The sequence below is a fragment of the Paenibacillus sp. FSL R5-0519 genome, from assembly GCF_037974275.1.
Classification (GTDB): Bacteria; Bacillota; Bacilli; order Paenibacillales; family Paenibacillaceae; genus Paenibacillus.
The window spans coordinates 833,687-850,314 of sequence record NZ_CP150234.1 but is presented as its reverse complement, the minus strand read 5'-3'; the positions used below and the strand labels follow the sequence as shown (position 1 = coordinate 850,314).

Annotated in this window: 17 protein-coding genes; 2 read left to right on the top strand and 15 right to left on the bottom strand. The window is 45.7% G+C overall.

Annotated elements, in window-relative coordinates; all coding sequences use genetic code 11:
• The first annotated feature begins 5 nt into the window (after positions 1–5).
• Entirely contained in the window at positions 6–605 is a 600-nt protein-coding gene (locus MKY73_RS03715) for a methyltransferase domain-containing protein (protein WP_339305713.1), read from the top strand.
• Between the two features lie 56 nt (positions 606–661).
• On the opposite strand, the gene MKY73_RS03710 is transcribed toward MKY73_RS03715, so the two are convergent.
• The 9 genes from MKY73_RS03710 to MKY73_RS03670 form a co-directional block, all read right to left on the bottom strand.
• Positions 662–1,054: a hypothetical protein gene (locus MKY73_RS03710; protein WP_339305712.1), complete on the bottom strand. Its 393-nt coding sequence runs from the start codon at positions 1,052–1,054 to the stop codon at positions 662–664.
• Between the two features lie 24 nt (positions 1,055–1,078).
• Positions 1,079–1,861, bottom strand: a complete 783-nt coding sequence (locus MKY73_RS03705) for an SDR family oxidoreductase (RefSeq protein WP_339305710.1) — start codon at positions 1,859–1,861, stop codon at positions 1,079–1,081.
• Between the two features lie 92 nt (positions 1,862–1,953).
• A complete protein-coding gene (locus tag MKY73_RS03700; RefSeq protein WP_339305708.1) occupies positions 1,954–2,532 on the bottom strand; it encodes a TetR/AcrR family transcriptional regulator in 579 nt (192 codons plus the stop codon).
• A 61-nt stretch (positions 2,533–2,593) separates the two neighbouring features.
• Positions 2,594–3,592, bottom strand: coding sequence for an NADP-dependent oxidoreductase (locus tag MKY73_RS03695; RefSeq protein WP_339305706.1), 999 nt, complete (start codon positions 3,590–3,592; stop codon positions 2,594–2,596).
• Positions 3,593–3,887: 295 nt separating this feature from the next.
• Positions 3,888–4,973 (bottom strand): alkene reductase, encoded by a 1,086-nt coding sequence (locus MKY73_RS03690; RefSeq protein WP_339305704.1) that lies wholly within the window; start codon positions 4,971–4,973, stop codon positions 3,888–3,890.
• A gap of 62 nt (positions 4,974–5,035) precedes the next feature.
• The gene (locus MKY73_RS03685) at positions 5,036–5,794 is read right to left on the bottom strand and encodes an SDR family NAD(P)-dependent oxidoreductase (RefSeq protein ID WP_339305702.1); all 759 of its coding nucleotides are present in this window, start codon (positions 5,792–5,794) and stop codon (positions 5,036–5,038) included.
• A gap of 83 nt (positions 5,795–5,877) precedes the next feature.
• Positions 5,878–6,915: an aldo/keto reductase gene (locus MKY73_RS03680; RefSeq protein WP_339305699.1), complete on the bottom strand. Its 1,038-nt coding sequence runs from the start codon at positions 6,913–6,915 to the stop codon at positions 5,878–5,880.
• Positions 6,916–7,152: 237 nt separating this feature from the next.
• Complete coding sequence (locus MKY73_RS03675) at positions 7,153–7,941, bottom strand: RNA methyltransferase (RefSeq protein WP_339305697.1); 789 nt, start codon at positions 7,939–7,941, stop codon at positions 7,153–7,155.
• Positions 7,942–7,967: 26 nt separating this feature from the next.
• Entirely contained in the window at positions 7,968–8,669 is a 702-nt protein-coding gene (locus MKY73_RS03670) for a TrkA family potassium uptake protein (RefSeq protein ID WP_278299144.1), read from the bottom strand.
• Positions 8,670–8,797: 128 nt separating this feature from the next.
• Between MKY73_RS03670 and sspI the strand changes: the two genes are divergently transcribed.
• Positions 8,798–9,031 carry a small acid-soluble spore protein SspI gene (gene sspI, locus MKY73_RS03665; RefSeq protein ID WP_036673259.1) on the top strand — a complete coding sequence of 78 codons (234 nt, stop codon included), beginning with the start codon at positions 8,798–8,800 and terminating at the stop codon, positions 9,029–9,031.
• 229 nt (positions 9,032–9,260) lie between these two features.
• On the opposite strand, the gene MKY73_RS03660 is transcribed toward sspI, so the two are convergent.
• The 6 genes from MKY73_RS03660 to MKY73_RS03635 form a co-directional block, all read right to left on the bottom strand.
• Positions 9,261–10,844: a peptide chain release factor 3 gene (locus MKY73_RS03660; RefSeq protein WP_339305695.1), complete on the bottom strand. Its 1,584-nt coding sequence runs from the start codon at positions 10,842–10,844 to the stop codon at positions 9,261–9,263.
• Positions 10,845–11,199: 355 nt separating this feature from the next.
• Positions 11,200–11,598: a DoxX family protein gene (locus MKY73_RS03655; RefSeq protein ID WP_024634146.1), complete on the bottom strand. Its 399-nt coding sequence runs from the start codon at positions 11,596–11,598 to the stop codon at positions 11,200–11,202.
• 356 nt (positions 11,599–11,954) lie between these two features.
• Positions 11,955–13,505 carry a glucose-6-phosphate dehydrogenase gene (gene zwf, locus MKY73_RS03650; protein ID WP_339305693.1) on the bottom strand — a complete coding sequence of 517 codons (1,551 nt, stop codon included), beginning with the start codon at positions 13,503–13,505 and terminating at the stop codon, positions 11,955–11,957.
• A gap of 215 nt (positions 13,506–13,720) precedes the next feature.
• Positions 13,721–14,470, bottom strand: coding sequence for a YwmB family TATA-box binding protein (locus tag MKY73_RS03645; protein WP_339305691.1), 750 nt, complete (start codon positions 14,468–14,470; stop codon positions 13,721–13,723).
• Between the two features lie 407 nt (positions 14,471–14,877).
• Positions 14,878–15,546, bottom strand: coding sequence for a response regulator transcription factor (locus tag MKY73_RS03640; RefSeq protein WP_091020933.1), 669 nt, complete (start codon positions 15,544–15,546; stop codon positions 14,878–14,880).
• Positions 15,488–16,603: a sensor histidine kinase gene (locus MKY73_RS03635; protein ID WP_339237647.1), complete on the bottom strand. Its 1,116-nt coding sequence runs from the start codon at positions 16,601–16,603 to the stop codon at positions 15,488–15,490. Before MKY73_RS03635 ends, MKY73_RS03640 begins: the two co-directional genes overlap by 59 nt.
• Positions 16,604–16,628: the final 25 nt, after the last annotated feature.

The following is a 16,628-nucleotide window of genomic DNA, read 5'->3' as shown; positions in this document are numbered from 1 at the left end:
CTACAATGAAAACACCCGAACCATTTCTTTTCCTGCAAGGATTTCTGAGGAATCCCAAACGAGTAGGCAGTGTCTTGCCCAGTTCTAAAGTTCTGGCTCGTAAAATCGTGCAATCTATACGATGGGATGAGATCAGAACTATTGCTGAGTTGGGGCCAGGAACAGGTGCCGTCACACGTCTCATGAGAGCACATTTACCGAACACGGCAACTGTATTTTTATTTGAAAGAGACCCCAAAATGAGAAGTAATCTGAAGAGGACATATCCTGAATTCAAGTTCCATTCGAATGCATCCTATCTGTTGAAAAGAATTCATCAAGAACATGTGCAACAGCTGGATAGTATCATTTGCGGACTGCCCTTCTTTAATTTTTCGAGAGAAATGAGACAAAATATCCTGTCACAGATCCATACAGCGCTGCGACCTGGAGGGACATTAGTTTTGTACCAGTACTCACTTCATATGAAGAAACAATTAGCTGAATTATTTGAAATGGAGAAAATTCAATTTGAACCCTTCAACTTCCCGCCTGCTTTTGTTTATGTTTGTCACAAAAAACAAGATGAAGGAACCAGTAAAACGAACGAATTGAGAGAAAGCTAATTGTTTTATTACTACAGAACTCAATTGATTTATACAAATGATGCTTTGCTACCTACTCATTTTACGGTTGCCAGCCAATGATATGCCTCATCTATGTCATGAAACTCTTGAGATGGATTGGATATGTCCATTCCTGAGAGCATTCGGTTTGCACTCGATTTAGCTATCGCTTTATGAGGAACAAGCAGTGCTGAATACTTTAGTCCTGCTTCGAGTGATCTCAGATACCACTCTTTTGCAACCCATTCTTGGTCATCTGGCGAAATAACAGCCAAGTGACGGCTATCGTATAACGCCTTATTCGAGCGTTTTAGCACCGCTAACTCCAACAATTTATTTAGCGGTGTACGATAATGTTCACCTTGTGCATAGCTCTTCCATTGCAAAACAGCTACCTTATTTTCCTCATTCCATGAAACGGTTGCTTGGGGGGAATCATAAAAGATCAAATCCACCAGCTCCTTTTTAAATATTTAATGTCCTGTCTTATCCTGTGAGGATCTAATCATGCGAGTCATCATCTTACGCGGCAACAACCGCGGCATAAACGCGATGAATCGGTTCCGAGCACCAGGCATAATTAACGTCTTGCCACGCAAGAAACCTTGGTACCCTTCTTCAGCCACCTGCCCCGCTTCCATGATAGGGCCCTGCAACATCTTCGAGACACCCATACCCGAACGATCAACAAAGCCGGTGGATGTCAGGCCTGGACACAGTGCCGTTACCGTAACACCCGTTCCGCTTACTTCATTCTCCAAAGCTTCGGTGAACGATAACACGTATGCCTTTGTTGCATAATATACCGACATCATCGGTCCAGGGAAAAAACCTACCAACGAAGCCACATTCATCACGCCGCCGTGCCCACGTTGAATCATATCCGGTAAGAACAGCTTGGTCATGATGGTTAAAGCCTTGATATTCACGTCAATCATATTGACTTCCTGTTCCAGTTCCGTTTCCATAAACGTCCCGAACAGACCGAAACCTGCATTGTTGACAAGATAATCAACAACAATCCCCTTTTCCTTCAGCTCATGATAAATCACCTGTGGTACCCCAGGTGCTGCCACATCTTTGGCGATAACCGTCGCCTGAATGCCATACTTTTTCTGATACTCCTGAGCTAGATCCTGTATTTTACCCTTGCTTCGTGCTACCAGCACAATATGATGTCCGCCTTCGGCAAATCGATCTGCTAACTCTTTACCAATCCCACCGGAGACCCCTGTGATGAGAACTGTCTTTCTCATGTCGTTACCTGCCTCTCTTTTCTTTTCTATAACATATGTTCATCTGAAACACCCATATTAGAACGAACATTCTTTAAAAGGCAGAAAAAAGACTACCTTAGTATGAGATCCATAGATAGCGTCCCTATACGAAGAAGTTTTTCCTCGGTTATTGAAGTCTTGGCCATCACCCTTAGCCCAACGCCTACGTTATGCAAATATTCCGCCAATAGCTCGGCGTTGTACTCCATTGTGAATTCACCTTCTTGCTGTCCCCACACAATCATGTCCTTGATGAGTTTCTCCGTATTTGCAAACATCTCCGTCGATCGGTTGTTCATGTCGTCATCGCGTGCCGCCAATTCTACCGTCGAATTGACAATCAAGCAGCCTGATGAAGGATGCTCCTCTTCATGAATTAAAGAGGAAAATATAAACTGAAGTGCTTCCGTTGCCGTTGTAGAACGCTTTACACCTGCCGCAAGAGCTGAGCTGATTTTGTGATCATACAGATCTACTGCCTTCAGAAACAAGGTATGTTTATCACCAAATGTGTCATACAAGCTTTTACGATGAATTCCCATATGATGGACCAGATCCATCATAGACGTCTTCTCATAACCTTGTTCCCAAAAAAGTCTCATTGCTTTATCCAAAACAACAGACTCTTCGAACTCTTTGCTTCTCGCCATTGGCTTCCCTCCTGTTCAGAAGACGAGCATTGAATAGCATGAGCATCATCTTAACGATCCTTTAAAAGGTAACAATGACTTTGCCCTGAGAGTGACCCGTGGATACTTTAATCAATGCCTTTTCAATATCATCAAACGAATAAGCGGAATCGATCGAAGGCTTAATGTCTTCTTTTTCTACAAGAGCTGTAATCTCTTGCAATTGAACCCCGCTGGAGTGCACGAATAAAAACCGATATTCATTTTGATTTTTACGTGCTAACGAATCCAGGCGTGCACCCACAAGACCAAACAAAGCTCTTTTCCACAACGGGAATTGACTGTCTACTGCAAAGCGATAATTGGGTCCAGCCTTCAAAGAAACTAACTTGCCCTGTGGTTTCAAAATGCTAAGTTCGGCTTTGATCTCATCCGCACCCAAGGTGTCGATCACATAATCGATTTCGGACAGAATGTCAGCATAATGTTGAGTTTTATAATCAATGAATTGATTTGCTCCAATAGATAGTGCACGTGCTCTGCCTCTTTCGCTTCCACTTGTAATCACTGTTAGCCCCATGGACTTGGCAATCGGGATAGCCATCGCACCGAAACCACCAGTTCCTCCAGGTATAAACAGCTTTTTATTCGGTTCAGCTCGAAGTACATCATGCAATGCTTGATAAGCGGTCAGGGCAGTAAGAGGTACTGCAGCAGCTTCAATAAAGGACAAATTCTCCGGCATCATGGACAAAGCATCCTCATGTACAGCTGCATATTCAGCAAAAGCACCAATTTTATCTAGAGGCAATCTGGCATAGACTGAATCCCCCACTTTAAATTTCAGTACATCATCACCGACAGCTTCAATGACACCTGATAATTCATTGCCTAAAGTTAAAGGTAACGTATAGTCGGCAATCATCCGAACACTGCCATTCATATTCAAAATATCCAGTGGATTTACACCTGCAGCTTTTACTCTGACGAGGACCTCATGTCTCTGAATCTGAGGTATATCAATATTATTGATCTCCACTTGGATTTCTTTGGAGTACTTCTGAATCTGAGCTGCTCTCATCAGTTATCCTCTTCCTTTGCTTATAGACTATAGAAGTTGAACTAAAGATTATTTACACTGACACTACGATGACAGAACAACCCTCCAATCGCTGTTATCCCCAGATTTTTTGATCCCCTTTCTAAAGGGAAAATCCGGTGATAAAGGCGAGGGAAGTAGCTTTCTTTCAGAAAGCTTGTAGCTTCGCTTTTTCAGGTTCTTTCTGTCCTCTGCGTTATCGTGTAAATGATTCGTTCAACTTATGTAGAAACATGGCTAACAAGGTTCAGTTGTACGCCATGCTCCATGGTTGGTGCTAGTGTTGCCCCTCTTGTGACTTCAATTCATCCAACGTAGGATAATCCGTGTACCCTTTACTTCCTGAACCAAAGAAGGTTGCAGGATCTGCTTCATTCAGTGGTGCACCTTGTTGAACACGTTCCACCAAATCCGGATTGGCCAAAGACCATACACCAACCGGTACCAGATCAGCCAGACCTCGATCTAGATCTGCACTGAGATCTTCTAACGTTCTTCCGGCCCGGTTGACCAACAATGGATTTTGCCAAATTGAACGAATGTCCTGGAGCAGTTCTTCATTTCCAAGATGCATAACATGAAGGTACACCAAGTCCAATTGGGCTAATTCTTTGGCAAGATAACGATAAAGTTTAGGACCTTGTTCCCCATCCTGAATTCCGCCAAGAGGTGTTCCTGGAGAGATTCGGAAGCCGGTACGTTCTGCTCCAATTTCTTCGACAACAGCTTTCGCTACTTCAATTGCAAACCGAGCACGATTTTCTATAGATCCCCCATACTCATCTGTCCGCGTATTTGAATTCTCTCCGAAGAACTGATTGATCAAATATCCATTGGCTCCATGAATTTCGACGCCATCCGCCCCTGCTTCGATCGCTGCGGCTGCTGCTTTACGGAAATCGGCGATGGTCGTTTGAATATCCTCCTGACTCAATTCCCGGGGAACGGGGATATCCTGCATCCCTGTAGCCGTAAACATTTCTATACTCGGTGCGATGGCAGATGGAGCAACCGGTTGGCGATGATGCGGGGTATTGTCCGGATGTGACATGCGACCCGCATGCATTAATTGGATGTATACATATCCGCCAGCTTCATGCACCGCATCCGTTACCTTTTTCCATCCATTAATATGCTTGTCGGTATAGATGCCAGGTGACCACAAGTACCCCTGTCCATCATCCGAGGGTTGTGTACCTTCCGTAATCAGGAGTCCCATGGTCGCACGCTGAGCATAATAAAGTGCAGCCAACTCTCCAGGTGTACCATCTTCTTGCGCCCGACTGCGTGTCATGGGTGCCATCGCTAGTCTATGAGGCAATTCCATGTTGCCAATCTTTGTTTTACTCCATATCTTTTCCAATGGGATGTACTCCTCTTCTTATTTGAGTTTGGTAAAAAGATGTATGCGTGGATGCTTCTGAATTAACTTAGTTCTGAGATCACTGGGTACATCGGAGCCGTCAGTTGGAAATCATAGTTCTGGTCTACAATCCCCACAACCACATCGTTGCGAGCATACAAATCTAACATGAAGCCCGCCATTTCTTTAGCTGTATGGTATTTGGACATATTGGCTTTGTAATCAAATCCTTCAGCATCGATTGATTTTTGTACAAACTCTGTTTCCGTGATCGCTGGTGCAAGCACCTTCGCTTTCAGTTTTGCACCTTTCAGTTCCAGTTCTTTGGCAAGACCTTCGGTGAAGGCACTAACGTAGTATTTCGATGCAGAGTAAGCAACACTGCCTACAGCAATGGCATATCCAAGTGCGGATGAGACGTTAATCAATTGAGTACCTTCGACATTCGCATAATCTCGTACATACAGTGTAGATAGGATGGTCAACGATTCGATGTTAACACGCAGCATGGTTTCTACTTTATCCAGATTCTGTTCAGCAACGAACGAACCTTCTCCAAGCCCAGCATTATTAATCCAAGTCTCGATTTCATATTCCTTCAAATCGTTATACAGTGCGTAAGCCTCTGCCGTAACAGACAGGTCACTTGTGTGAACAATAACACTCACTTTAGGATTGATACTCTGAATGGTGGATTTAAGCTCTTCCAACTTATCCAATCTTCTAGCTACCAAAATCAAGTTTTTCCCTCGTGCTGCAAACGCCAATGCCGTCTCATATCCAATCCCTGAACTTGCTCCTGTGATTACGGTATATTTCATCTTATTCTCTCCCTCGTATTCTTTAGATTAGTATGATTCCAGTTTCGAGAACGATCGTTCTTAAATGTGTAAAAAAAATGATTTCAACTCTGGATTCTTCGCTTGTTTGCTTGTAACCAATCCGGTATCCAGCCTTTTTCCAGAGCATCCAGGGTTACACCTGGCGGAACGATCGCATCGATCGCATCCAAGATATCGGCGCTCAAACGGATGTCGCTGCCTTTTAGAGTTTCACGCAATTGCTCAATGGTTCTTGCCCCAACTATCGCGGAAGTAATTGCTGAATGAGCTTGTGTAAATGCCATCGCAAGATGCGGCAACGTTAATCCTGATTCATTTGCAAGGGCTTGGAGCTTATCCACCGCTTCAAACTTGGTACGGTTTTCCTCTCGATTTGGGTCCACAACAGTAGAAAGTTTCCCAAGTGATGCCGCTGCTCTGGAACCTTTGGCAGCCACTTCGCCGGAGCGGTATTTTCCTGTTAGCAAGCCGCCAGAAAGTGGGCTCCATACCAATACACCCATTCCATATTTTGAGGTTGCAGCGAGCAAATCAAATTCAATACTCCGATTCACAATGGAATAAGGTGCTTGTTCGGATACAAAACGTGCTGTTTTGTTACGTTCGCTATTCCATTGTGCTTCGGTTACTTGCCAGGCTTGAAAATTAGATGTACCAATATAACGAATTTTACCTTCTCGAACCAAATCTGTAAGTGCATCAAGACTTTCCTCAATATCGGTTTGAAGATCTGGCTGATGTAGTTGATACAGGTCAATATAGTCCGTTTGTAACCTCCTCAAGCTATCCTCTACTGCACGTTTAATCCAAAATTTTGAGTTGCCGGATTGATTAAGTCCACTGCCCATAGCCATTCCGCCTTTTGTGGCGAGAACAATATTTTGTCTACGCTCTTTCAAAAGGTTGCCGAGAATCTCTTCAGATTGACCAAGGGAATATACATCCGCCGTATCGATATAATTAATACCGCCTGCCAACGCTTCATCTAAAAGAACAGCTGCTTCACTTTCCGTAACTTTCCCCATAAAACCCCACGTACCTGTACCTAATGCAAAACTGCTTACTTTGAGACCCGTATTTCCTAATACACGATACTCCATGTTTCATTTACCCTTTCTTCATTTGGCACATCGAGAACGATCGTTCTAAAATAATTTCAAAAAAAGTAGCTAGATTTCATATCACGTCCCATAACTTTCTGCTACCTCAACAATATAACATATATAGAACGATCGGTAAAGAATATTAAAAAAATTTATTTTAATAAGAAAGACATCTCAAACACCCTTATTGATGTTTGTGATGTCTTTTTGCATTGTTACAATTCTATTTACTACCTACACCATTCGCTGCCTCATCGCCTCAAATAACAAAATCGTCGCAGCCATTGCCGCGTTAAGCGACTCTGCCTGCCCCTGCATCGGAATCGTAATTGCATCATCCACCAAGCGTGCCGTAGCATCCGAGATGCCTTTGCCTTCGTTGCCAATCACAAGCCATACCGATTGCGTAAAATCATAACTATAGCATGAATGCTCTGCCTGCAAAGAAGTACTGACCAGCTTCACACCCGCAGCCTTCGCTTCGGGAAGCAAGGACTCCAACTGGCCCTCCACAATAGGCAAATGAAACAATGATCCCATCGTCGAACGAATCGTCTTCGGGTTATATACATCCGCACAGCCCGCGCCAAGTACGACACCCGCTGCTCCAGCTGCATCCGCACTCCGAATAATCGTCCCCACATTTCCAGGGTCCTGCACCCCATCCAGCACCACAACAAGTCCGCGCGCTCCGTCAATGAGGCTTTCCAGTGGTTCACTGCCAGTACGCACAATTGCGAATACAGGCTGCGGTGTCATCGTATCCGTACATTTGGCGATAACCGCAGGTGATACACTAACCCATTCTACACGCTGTAGCGGGTTCTCAAGCCCGGCCAGTGCGCTAGGTACGCCTTGCTCTCCGTCGTACACAATGCATTCCAGATCTGCTCCGGCGCGCAACGCTTCCTGTACCAGATGAATGCCTTCAATGATATATTTATGTTGACGGGTACGATGCTTTTTCTCCAGCAGCTGTGCCCATTCTTTTACACGTGTATTTTGCGGTGATACAATATCCATCTTTCCATCCTTCCCATCTGCATCCATCACTTCGGATATGCAAGCTCCATTTTCGTCAAATGATCCTTGTGACCCACAATGACCAGCACATCTCCAGCTTCGATCCGGTCCTCCGCGTACGGAGAGATGTTCATCGAGTTCCCACTACGAATCGCCATGACGTTGCATCCAAAACGTGCCCGGATGTTTAATTCCATCAGGTTTTTGCCGATCATTTGCTCGGAAGCTCTCATCTCCAGAATGCTGTAATCCTCAGATAACTCAATGTAATCCAGTATGTTAGGCGAGGTCAGATGATGGGCTACGCGTAATCCCATATCCCGCTCAGGATAGATGACCTTGTCTGCTCCAATCTTCTGCAGCACCTTACCATGAAGCTCATTTTGAGCTTTTACGATTAGGACCGGTACACCCATATCTTTCAATATCAGGGTTGTCAGAATACTCGCCTGAATATCTTCACCAATTGCCACAACGACAACGTCGAAATTCCGTATGCCCAGCGCACGCAGCGCTTCTTCATCTGTTGAATCTGCCGATACCGCATGAGTCACCACATTGGACATTTCCTGTGTCCGCTGCTCGTCCGCATCAATTGCCAGCACGTCGAATCCCATACCGCTCAATGCATTGGCAACACTTGATCCGAACCGTCCCATGCCAATTACGGCATACTGTTTCTTGGCCATTAGGGTCTTAACCTCCCGCTGCACTTCAGCATGACGCATCATTACCGATACCCATGCTAACGTAAATAATCCTTCGTAGTATACCACAAAGCCCGATAAACTTGAATGCGCTCGCGCTTCCCAGGGAACAGTATAAGAGCAGCCGAATATACGAGGAGGGAATTGCGATGCCCATTACATTAAGCCTGCGTGAAGCGATTGTTCATAAAGTTCATGACAAGAGTGATGATCAGCTCCGGGAGATGATTGAAGGTTCAGTAGATGGACCGGAAGCTGCATTACCTGGACTTGGCGCCATTTTCGAGATGATCTGGAAGAACACGGAACCTGCCAAGCAGGAAGAACTCATTCAAATCGCGCAGGAGCATCTGCACACCATTCCCGTTCAACCGCTTCGCTAATCGAAGCATTGGAGGGTAAGGTAACCATCAAACCGTTTGTTCTGTCTGCAAAAGAAAGCTTTCCCTTATTCGGCTGGATCATACCCGCCTCCAAGTAAGGTGTATAGCAATAGATCCCTCCGCCAAACGGCGGAGGGATCTTATTTCTTAACAAGCTCTATTTCATCACATGAACTTGTCGCGTTTAACTAACCCTTCAATGATTCACGATAAAATACGTCGGCCTTACTTAAGGTGCAGTCTCCAAGAACTTGGCTGTAGGATTTTTATCCATAGCCGTTCTCATGGCGTACTCATTTTCGAAGAGTACGACATAATTTCCTTTTTTATCTTTTACAAGCGCAGAGTTAATCCGGAATTTGCTTGGGTCCAGATTCTCGTCCACGATCCAGCGGGCGAACTGATAAGGCATGCGCTGCAATTGCACGTCTACCCCATACTCGCCTTTCATTCGGTATTCAAATACCTCGAACTGCAGTTGACCAATTACGCCGAGAATCGTCTCGTCGAAACTTGCCGTCTGGAACACCTGAATGGTTCCTTCCTCCGTCAACTGGTCAATGCCTTTTTGGTACTGTTTATGTTTCAATGCATTTTTTACAGTAACTTTGGCAAAAATCTCTGGCGAGAACGTTGGCAACTCCTCAAAGACAACCTCGCTGCCTTGGCTCAGTGAATCCCCAATCCGGAAGATACCCGGATCGAACAAACCGATAATATCGCCGGCATATGCCTCTTCAACAATATCCCGATCCTGTGCCAGGAATTGCTGTGGCTGTGACAGCTTGATCTCTTTACCTACACGAGTATGCTTCACACTCATTCCACGTTGGAACTTGCCTGATACAATACGCAGGAACGCAATACGATCCCGGTGTGCAGGGTTCATGTTCGCTTGAATCTTGAATACATACCCGCTGAATTTTTCATTCGTTGGCTGGATTTCTCCTGCCGTACTGCGACGTGGTTCGGGCTTCGGTGCCAGTTCCAGGAAGTTCTCCAGGAAGGTCTGCACACCAAAATTGTTGATCGCACTACCGAAGAAAATAGGTGTCAATTCGCCGCGTTGAACTTTCTCCATATCAAACGGATCTCCCGCAACATCCAAAAGCTCCAGATCCTGAATTAATTGATCATGCAGATATTCCCCTGCCATCTCACGGATAATTGGATCTGTATAACCGTCTACTTTCTGAACTTTAATTGTCGAGTGATCGTCCCCTTGGAACAACTCCACCTGATTTTTCATCCGGTCATATACACCGCATAGTTCACGACCTGTACCAATTGGCCAGTTCATTGGAACGGAACGAATACCCAGTACATTTTCAAGTTCTTCCATCAAGTCAAACGGGCTTTTACCCTCACGGTCGAGTTTGTTGATAAACGTAAAGATTGGAATGCCACGCTTCGCACACACCTGGAACAATTTAATGGTTTGTGCCTCGACACCCTTCGCTACGTCAATCAACATGACCGCACTGTCGGCAGCCGTCAGTGTACGATACGTATCTTCACTGAAATCCTGGTGACCCGGTGTATCCAGAATGTTAACGCGATGGTTCAGGTAATCAAATTGCATTACGGAAGAAGTAACCGAGATCCCCCGTTGTTTCTCAATTTCCATCCAGTCACTTGTTGCGTGTTTGCTAGCTTTCCGAGCTTTTACCGTTCCCGCAAGGCGAATCGCGCCCCCGAACAGCAACAGTTTCTCGGTTAATGTCGTTTTACCCGCATCCGGGTGAGAGATAATGGCAAACGTCCGGCGTTTGTCCACTTCCTGTTGAAGAATATCATTTGCAGCTTTGCTCATAGGTTTAATCCCTTTCGTCCGTTCATTCACGTTAATCCGGCATGGCCGGTCCATCATTCAATCTTTATGCAATCCGGCGAGGCCGGTTGATTGTACACTGGTCATTTTGCATATGAGGTATGCATACACTAGATTAATTTTACACATTTACAATGGAGTTCATCCTCCTCAAAATCTGTGCTTTCATCGATACCGTGAACTGCTTCTTAACCCAACTCTCCTATTGTACCATAATCTGTACCGAAAATAACCGATTACTACCGCAGATTATTCTCTTTTCATTTGCAAAAAAAAGCACCCTTCAGCCATAATTATGGCATCCAGGCACTCCTCATTTATTTCATGTTATTGTGTTTTAGAAAATTAATGCATCCAGCGCGTACTGTCCGCCACCCGTCAGGGCTAGCGCTACACCAATCACCAGAATCGCGAGATTATATTCGAACCCGTTCTGCGTGGACCAGTAACCGTTCGCACCATGGACTTTCACAATCGCAATGACCATCGTCAATGCAATCAGAATGCCGCCTACCGGTGTGAGCAGACCCAGCGCCAACAGCAATCCGCCACCGAATTCCGCGAGTCCAGCCAGTAAAGCCACCAATGCACCGGGCTTCATGCCCATCGACTCAAACCAGCCGCCTGTACCCTTGATTCCGTAACCTCCGAACCAACCAAACAGCTTTTGAGCCCCGTGCGCCATGAACGACAATCCAATCACCAAACGAATCAACAACAACCCTACATCCAACATCATTTTCTTTTTCCTCCATTCGATATATACAAAATAGTATTCTCAGATTAAAGATATTATGCACATTTTTTCATGATTCTCTGTGACGCAAACCCCTTCAACTGGTTTACATTTTATCTCATGAATGATCACTTATATCCGAAACGTTGGCCCGGATGAAGTTTGTCATTGGCGTAACTCTTTAACTCATGTGTTGAGTATAAGTTACATACTTACTTTTTGTCAACAACTTAATTTAAATTACTTATTTCCTTTTGATGGATGCCTTCCTTTTCCCCGCTAAAAAGCCTGAGTACACCGCAAAATTTGCGATCCCCAGGCTCAGTCATGTTGTCTATGCTGTTAATGTCCTTACCCTACCCATTCACTTGCCAGATCACGCTGTCCTCGTCCTGACCATTCACTGGCCACCAGTGGAATCCGTCCTGCTCCAGCAGCTTGTCTGTCGCTTCTGGTCCCCAAGTTCCAGCAGGGTACGTATGAAGCTCTCCCTGATTCTGTCCCCAGGCTGCTGCGATCCGATCCACGAAAGACCAGGCTGTCGCCACTTCATCCCAGCGGGTAAAATACGTAGAATCCCCCTCTGCCGCATCGTGCAGCAGACGTTCATATGCTTCAGGCGAGTTGATTCCAATCATGCAGCTCTGGCAGAAATCCATCGCGAGCGGCTGAATCTCGGAATCCGAGCCTGGTTTTTTGGCATTGATCTTGATATATATGCCTTCCATCGGATTCACCCGAATGACCAGCAGATTTGGTTCCAATTTATACTTCTTCCCAAGATACACGTTGTTCGGCATCGACTTGAACTCAACTACGATCTCCGTCGTTTTTACCGGCAGACGCTTGCCTGTCCGAATGTAAAATGGGACACCTGCCCAGCGGAAATTATCCACGAATACACGTGCTGCAAAATAAGTCTCCGTATTCGACTGCGGATCAACCTTGTCTTCCTGGCGATACCCCGGAAGCTGCTTGCCACGGTACTCCCCTTCGGAATACTGTCCCCGCACAACGTTGTTGCTCACTTCCTCATCCGAAGTAAAGGCTCGCAATGAGCGCAATACCTTCACCTTCTCATCCCGAATGTCCTCCGGAAATAGGCGACTTGGCGGTTCCATCGCAATCATCGTCAGCATCTGAAGCATATGGTTTTGCCCCATATCACGCAGTGCCCCAGAGTGATCATAATAACCGCCACGTTCTTCCACGCCTACTGTCTCACCCAGCGTAATCTGGACGTTAGCAATATGTTTGTTATTCCAGAGGGGTTCAAAAAAAGCATTTCCGAACCGAATGACTTCGATATTTTGCACCATTTCCTTGCCCAGATAATGATCAATCCGGTAGATTTCCTCTTCACGGAATACCTCACGAATCTGCTCATTCAGATGTTCAGCCGATTGCAGATCATAACCAAATGGTTTTTCGATCACCAAACGGTTCCAACCCCGACTTTCCAGCATACCGCCGTCCCGCAAACTGTACGAGACACTGCCAAACAGCTCAGGTGCCAGTGCCAGATAGAACAGCCGGTTCCCCGGCGTGTTAAACTTCGATTCCAGATGCTCCGTTTGCGCACGCAGCTCTTTGAATCCGTCCACATTATTGATATCCAGTGCTTTGTATTCAAAATGATCGACAAAAGCGTTCCACTCATCAGGTTCCCCCGCCGGATAGCGGCAGAACTCTTTAATGGATTCATAGATGTCTTCCCGGAATTCTTCTGGGGACCTCGGACGACGTGCTACGCCAATAACCGCAAAGTCCTCAGCAAGCTTGCCTTCACGGTAAAGACTGTAGATAGCCGGAAATAGCTTCCGGCGGGCCAGATCACCCGTTGCTCCAAAAATGAAAAATACTGCACCTGGTGTCTGTACTTCATCTTGCGATTGTTTTTCAACCATGGGCTCCTCTTTCTTCCGGGAAGATAACCTATATGCTCTCCCCGAGCTATGTAATGGTGTTATATATGCACGACATACAACCGTCAATTACCAGCAAGTTCCTTCTTGGATGTGATGCCATTTTAGCATATCAACTGAACGGATGCACTATTTCCAACTGATTTTTCTAGTAAAGATTCTCACTTCACTGTCTGAATAACTAGAAAATTCCAGCCTTAATACTCAATCGTAATCACCGGAAATCCCACTGTAATTCGATTGTGCATCTCATCACCAATCTGGTGAACTGCGAGCTGCATATTCAACATATGCGATCCACTCCTAATCGACAATGGCAGATCAGCCGACTCATAAGAGACACTTGCGCTGGTTACATCCTTATAACGTTCAACGGAGGTGATATCCACCTTTGTGGACAGCTGTTCTTCGATCAGTTCCAGTTGCTGACTCGCATCATGTGCAGTAGCATTAACTGCTGTACCTTGTACAGACATATTCCAGCTTGCCTTCATCCCTGAGCCTACAAGCAGCTGACCGATCTGTTCATGTGCTGTCAGGAATGTGTTCCGATCCGTGTGCGCATCCCCTGAAAGTTGTACGATGGCGTAATAACCGTTGTCTTCTGACTCAACGACATTGACCAATACACCTGCTTCTCCAGTAGTTTCATTGACAACCCTCTCACTGCGATACACATTATGGCCCGTCTGGCGAACCCGTACTGGTTGTTCCAGCCCCAAGTGATTAGCCAATAATACAGCCTGCGCTTGTGCATCTCCCCGGCCTTTTCCTTGCCATTTAATAACCAGACGATCCACATTATCAATCACGCTGTCAGCAGTATGAATTAGTTGTTCGAGTTGCGCTGCTTTGGGTTCGTTCTTCTCTGCATATACCTGTGTCACACCGATAAGAATAATGATAGCCATTGCCAATATACCTGCTGTCATCCAACGATTTAACATTTGAATCCCCCGTTCCTTCTTGCATTCTATGAATCTATCAACAGCATGCCCCTTTCCCACATCAGCTATACTTCGTCCAAACACATCAAAAAAAGCCCCACCCACCACTTGTATGGCAGATCAGAGCTTTCCATTCAAACTTTTCTATCTAAATTGAACTCATCACTATTTACACTAGCCACTCCGATGACAGAACACCCTTCCGATCGCTGTTATCCCCAGATTTTTTGATTCCATTTATAAATGATAAATCCGGGGATAAAGGCGAAGTGTATGCTTCGAAGTAGCTTTCTTTCAGCAAACTTTTACTTCGCTTCTTCAGGTTCTTTCTGTCCTCTTATCTATTACTTCCGTACATTACTGCACGGTTCTTTGGCTTAATTATGTGATTGCATATATTCTTGTTATTACTCTGCAAGTCCGTTTTTATAAGCATAGATCGCGGCCTGTGTACGGTCGTCTACGCCCAATTTGGCCAGTAAATTCGTGACGTGAAACTTGACTGTCTTAATGCCGATGATCAGGTCATCTGCGATGTCCTGATTCGACTTGCCTTTGGCCAGCAACCGGAGCACATCCATCTCACGGTCCGTCAATTCATCATGCAAAGGAGCTGCTGCCTGTGGCTGTCGGAATCGATTCATCATTTTGGAAGCCACCTGTGACTCCAGAACGGATTGCCCGCGTGCTGCTGCGCGAATTGCATCTGCCACTTCATTGGCTCTTGATGTTTTTAACAGATAACTGAATGCGCCTGCTTCAATGACAGGATACATTTTTTCATCATCCAGGTAACTCGTCAAGACGATGACTTTGCACTCCGGATACATTTTAAGTACCTGACGTGTAGCCTCGATGCCATCCATGCCTTCCATCACCAGGTCCATCAGAACAACATCAGGCTTATATTCCTGCGCAAGCCGAATACCTTCTTCTCCACTGCCTGCTTCACCAACAACTTCAATTCCATCTTCGGTATCCAGTACCGCTGCCAGACCAATACGTACCATCTCATGATCATCCACGAGCAATACTTTGATCGACGTTTCCGTCTCCGTTTCGACTTCCGGTTCCATTGACATGTTCTTCCTCGCTTTCATCGTTCATCAAAGGTATCGTAATCTCAATCCGCGTTCCCTTACCAGGCGCTGTTACAAATTGTATGGCTCCACCAATCTCCGTAACACGTTCACGCATGTTAGCCAGACCGTAGGAGGCTTGTTTATTCTCATCCAGATCAAAGCCTTGCCCATCATCACGAATCAGTACCCGAATCGCATCTGTGCGGCGCTGGAGCCGTATCTCCATTTTTTCCGCTTTTGCATGCCGTAACGTATTGGACATAGCCTCCTGAACGATCCGAAACAGATGATTCTCGATGCCTTTGATGAGATCGATGTCTTCATCTATTTCGAGCACAATATCCATGGGGACTTTCGTTTTCAGTTCCATCACAAGATCACGCAGACCTTGTTCGAGTTGTTTGCCCTCCAAATAGACTGGCCGCAGATGTAACAATAACGCACGCATCTCGGATTGTGCTACCGAAGCCATCTCTTCAATCAAAGCCACCTGACGTTGAGCACGTTCAAAATCCTTCTCCATCTTCCGTCCAACGGCCGTTGCTGTCATAGATATCGCGAACAATTGCTGCGATACCGCATCATGCAGTTCCCGTGCCAGTCGCTGCCGCTCTTCCACAATAGCCGTAATTCTGGCTTGTTCAGCAAGCTGTGCATTATGAGTAGACAATCGCTGGAGCGAAGATACCTGATCTTCCCACTTTTTGCCGATTCGTCCGAGTTGCTCACTTAAACGCCCCACATCATCATCGCCCAGATCAGGTACAGTGCGTGATAGAGAGCCCTTCTCCCACAGTAGAAGAGTTTCCCGCAGCAGTTCTAGCCGGCGTTTAACCCGATAACTCTGATAGAATCCAAAGACCGCTCCGATCCCAATCAGAAGCAGCAATAAGGCAAGACCCGATTGAATCAGATGACTCCAGCCTTTAAACGGAGCAAGATAACCATATGTATACAATACATACAAAATAACAGCAAGGACAATGAAAACCAGGAGGATCCCTTCACCCATACTTCGGGTTACCATGTCGGTATGTCGTTTTGTCTTCATCGGGGTCTCCTCCTTCTCTTCATCT

What these genes read in the sequence shown, in the direction of transcription:
- MKY73_RS03715 (WP_339305713.1), top strand. Translation starts at nt 6, where the DNA reads ATGAAAACACCCGAACCATTTCTTTTCCTGCAAGGATTTCTGAGGAAT.
- MKY73_RS03705 (WP_339305710.1), bottom strand. Translation starts at nt 1,861, where the DNA reads ATGAGAAAGACAGTTCTCATCACAGGGGTCTCCGGTGGGATTGGTAAA.
- MKY73_RS03700 (WP_339305708.1), bottom strand. Translation starts at nt 2,532, where the DNA reads ATGGCGAGAAGCAAAGAGTTCGAAGAGTCTGTTGTTTTGGATAAAGCA.
- MKY73_RS03695 (WP_339305706.1), bottom strand. Translation starts at nt 3,592, where the DNA reads ATGAGAGCAGCTCAGATTCAGAAGTACTCCAAAGAAATCCAAGTGGAG.
- MKY73_RS03685 (WP_339305702.1), bottom strand. Translation starts at nt 5,794, where the DNA reads ATGAAATATACCGTAATCACAGGAGCAAGTTCAGGGATTGGATATGAG.
- MKY73_RS03680 (WP_339305699.1), bottom strand. Translation starts at nt 6,915, where the DNA reads ATGGAGTATCGTGTATTAGGAAATACGGGTCTCAAAGTAAGCAGTTTT.
- MKY73_RS03675 (WP_339305697.1), bottom strand. Translation starts at nt 7,941, where the DNA reads ATGGATATTGTATCACCGCAAAATACACGTGTAAAAGAATGGGCACAG.
- MKY73_RS03670 (WP_278299144.1), bottom strand. Translation starts at nt 8,669, where the DNA reads ATGCGTCATGCTGAAGTGCAGCGGGAGGTTAAGACCCTAATGGCCAAG.
- sspI (WP_036673259.1), top strand. Translation starts at nt 8,798, where the DNA reads ATGCCCATTACATTAAGCCTGCGTGAAGCGATTGTTCATAAAGTTCAT.
- MKY73_RS03660 (WP_339305695.1), bottom strand. Translation starts at nt 10,844, where the DNA reads ATGAGCAAAGCTGCAAATGATATTCTTCAACAGGAAGTGGACAAACGC.
- MKY73_RS03655 (WP_024634146.1), bottom strand. Translation starts at nt 11,598, where the DNA reads ATGTTGGATGTAGGGTTGTTGTTGATTCGTTTGGTGATTGGATTGTCG.
- zwf (WP_339305693.1), bottom strand. Translation starts at nt 13,505, where the DNA reads ATGGTTGAAAAACAATCGCAAGATGAAGTACAGACACCAGGTGCAGTA.
- MKY73_RS03645 (WP_339305691.1), bottom strand. Translation starts at nt 14,470, where the DNA reads ATGTTAAATCGTTGGATGACAGCAGGTATATTGGCAATGGCTATCATT.
- MKY73_RS03640 (WP_091020933.1), bottom strand. Translation starts at nt 15,546, where the DNA reads ATGGAACCGGAAGTCGAAACGGAGACGGAAACGTCGATCAAAGTATTG.
- MKY73_RS03635 (WP_339237647.1), bottom strand. Translation starts at nt 16,603, where the DNA reads ATGAAGACAAAACGACATACCGACATGGTAACCCGAAGTATGGGTGAA.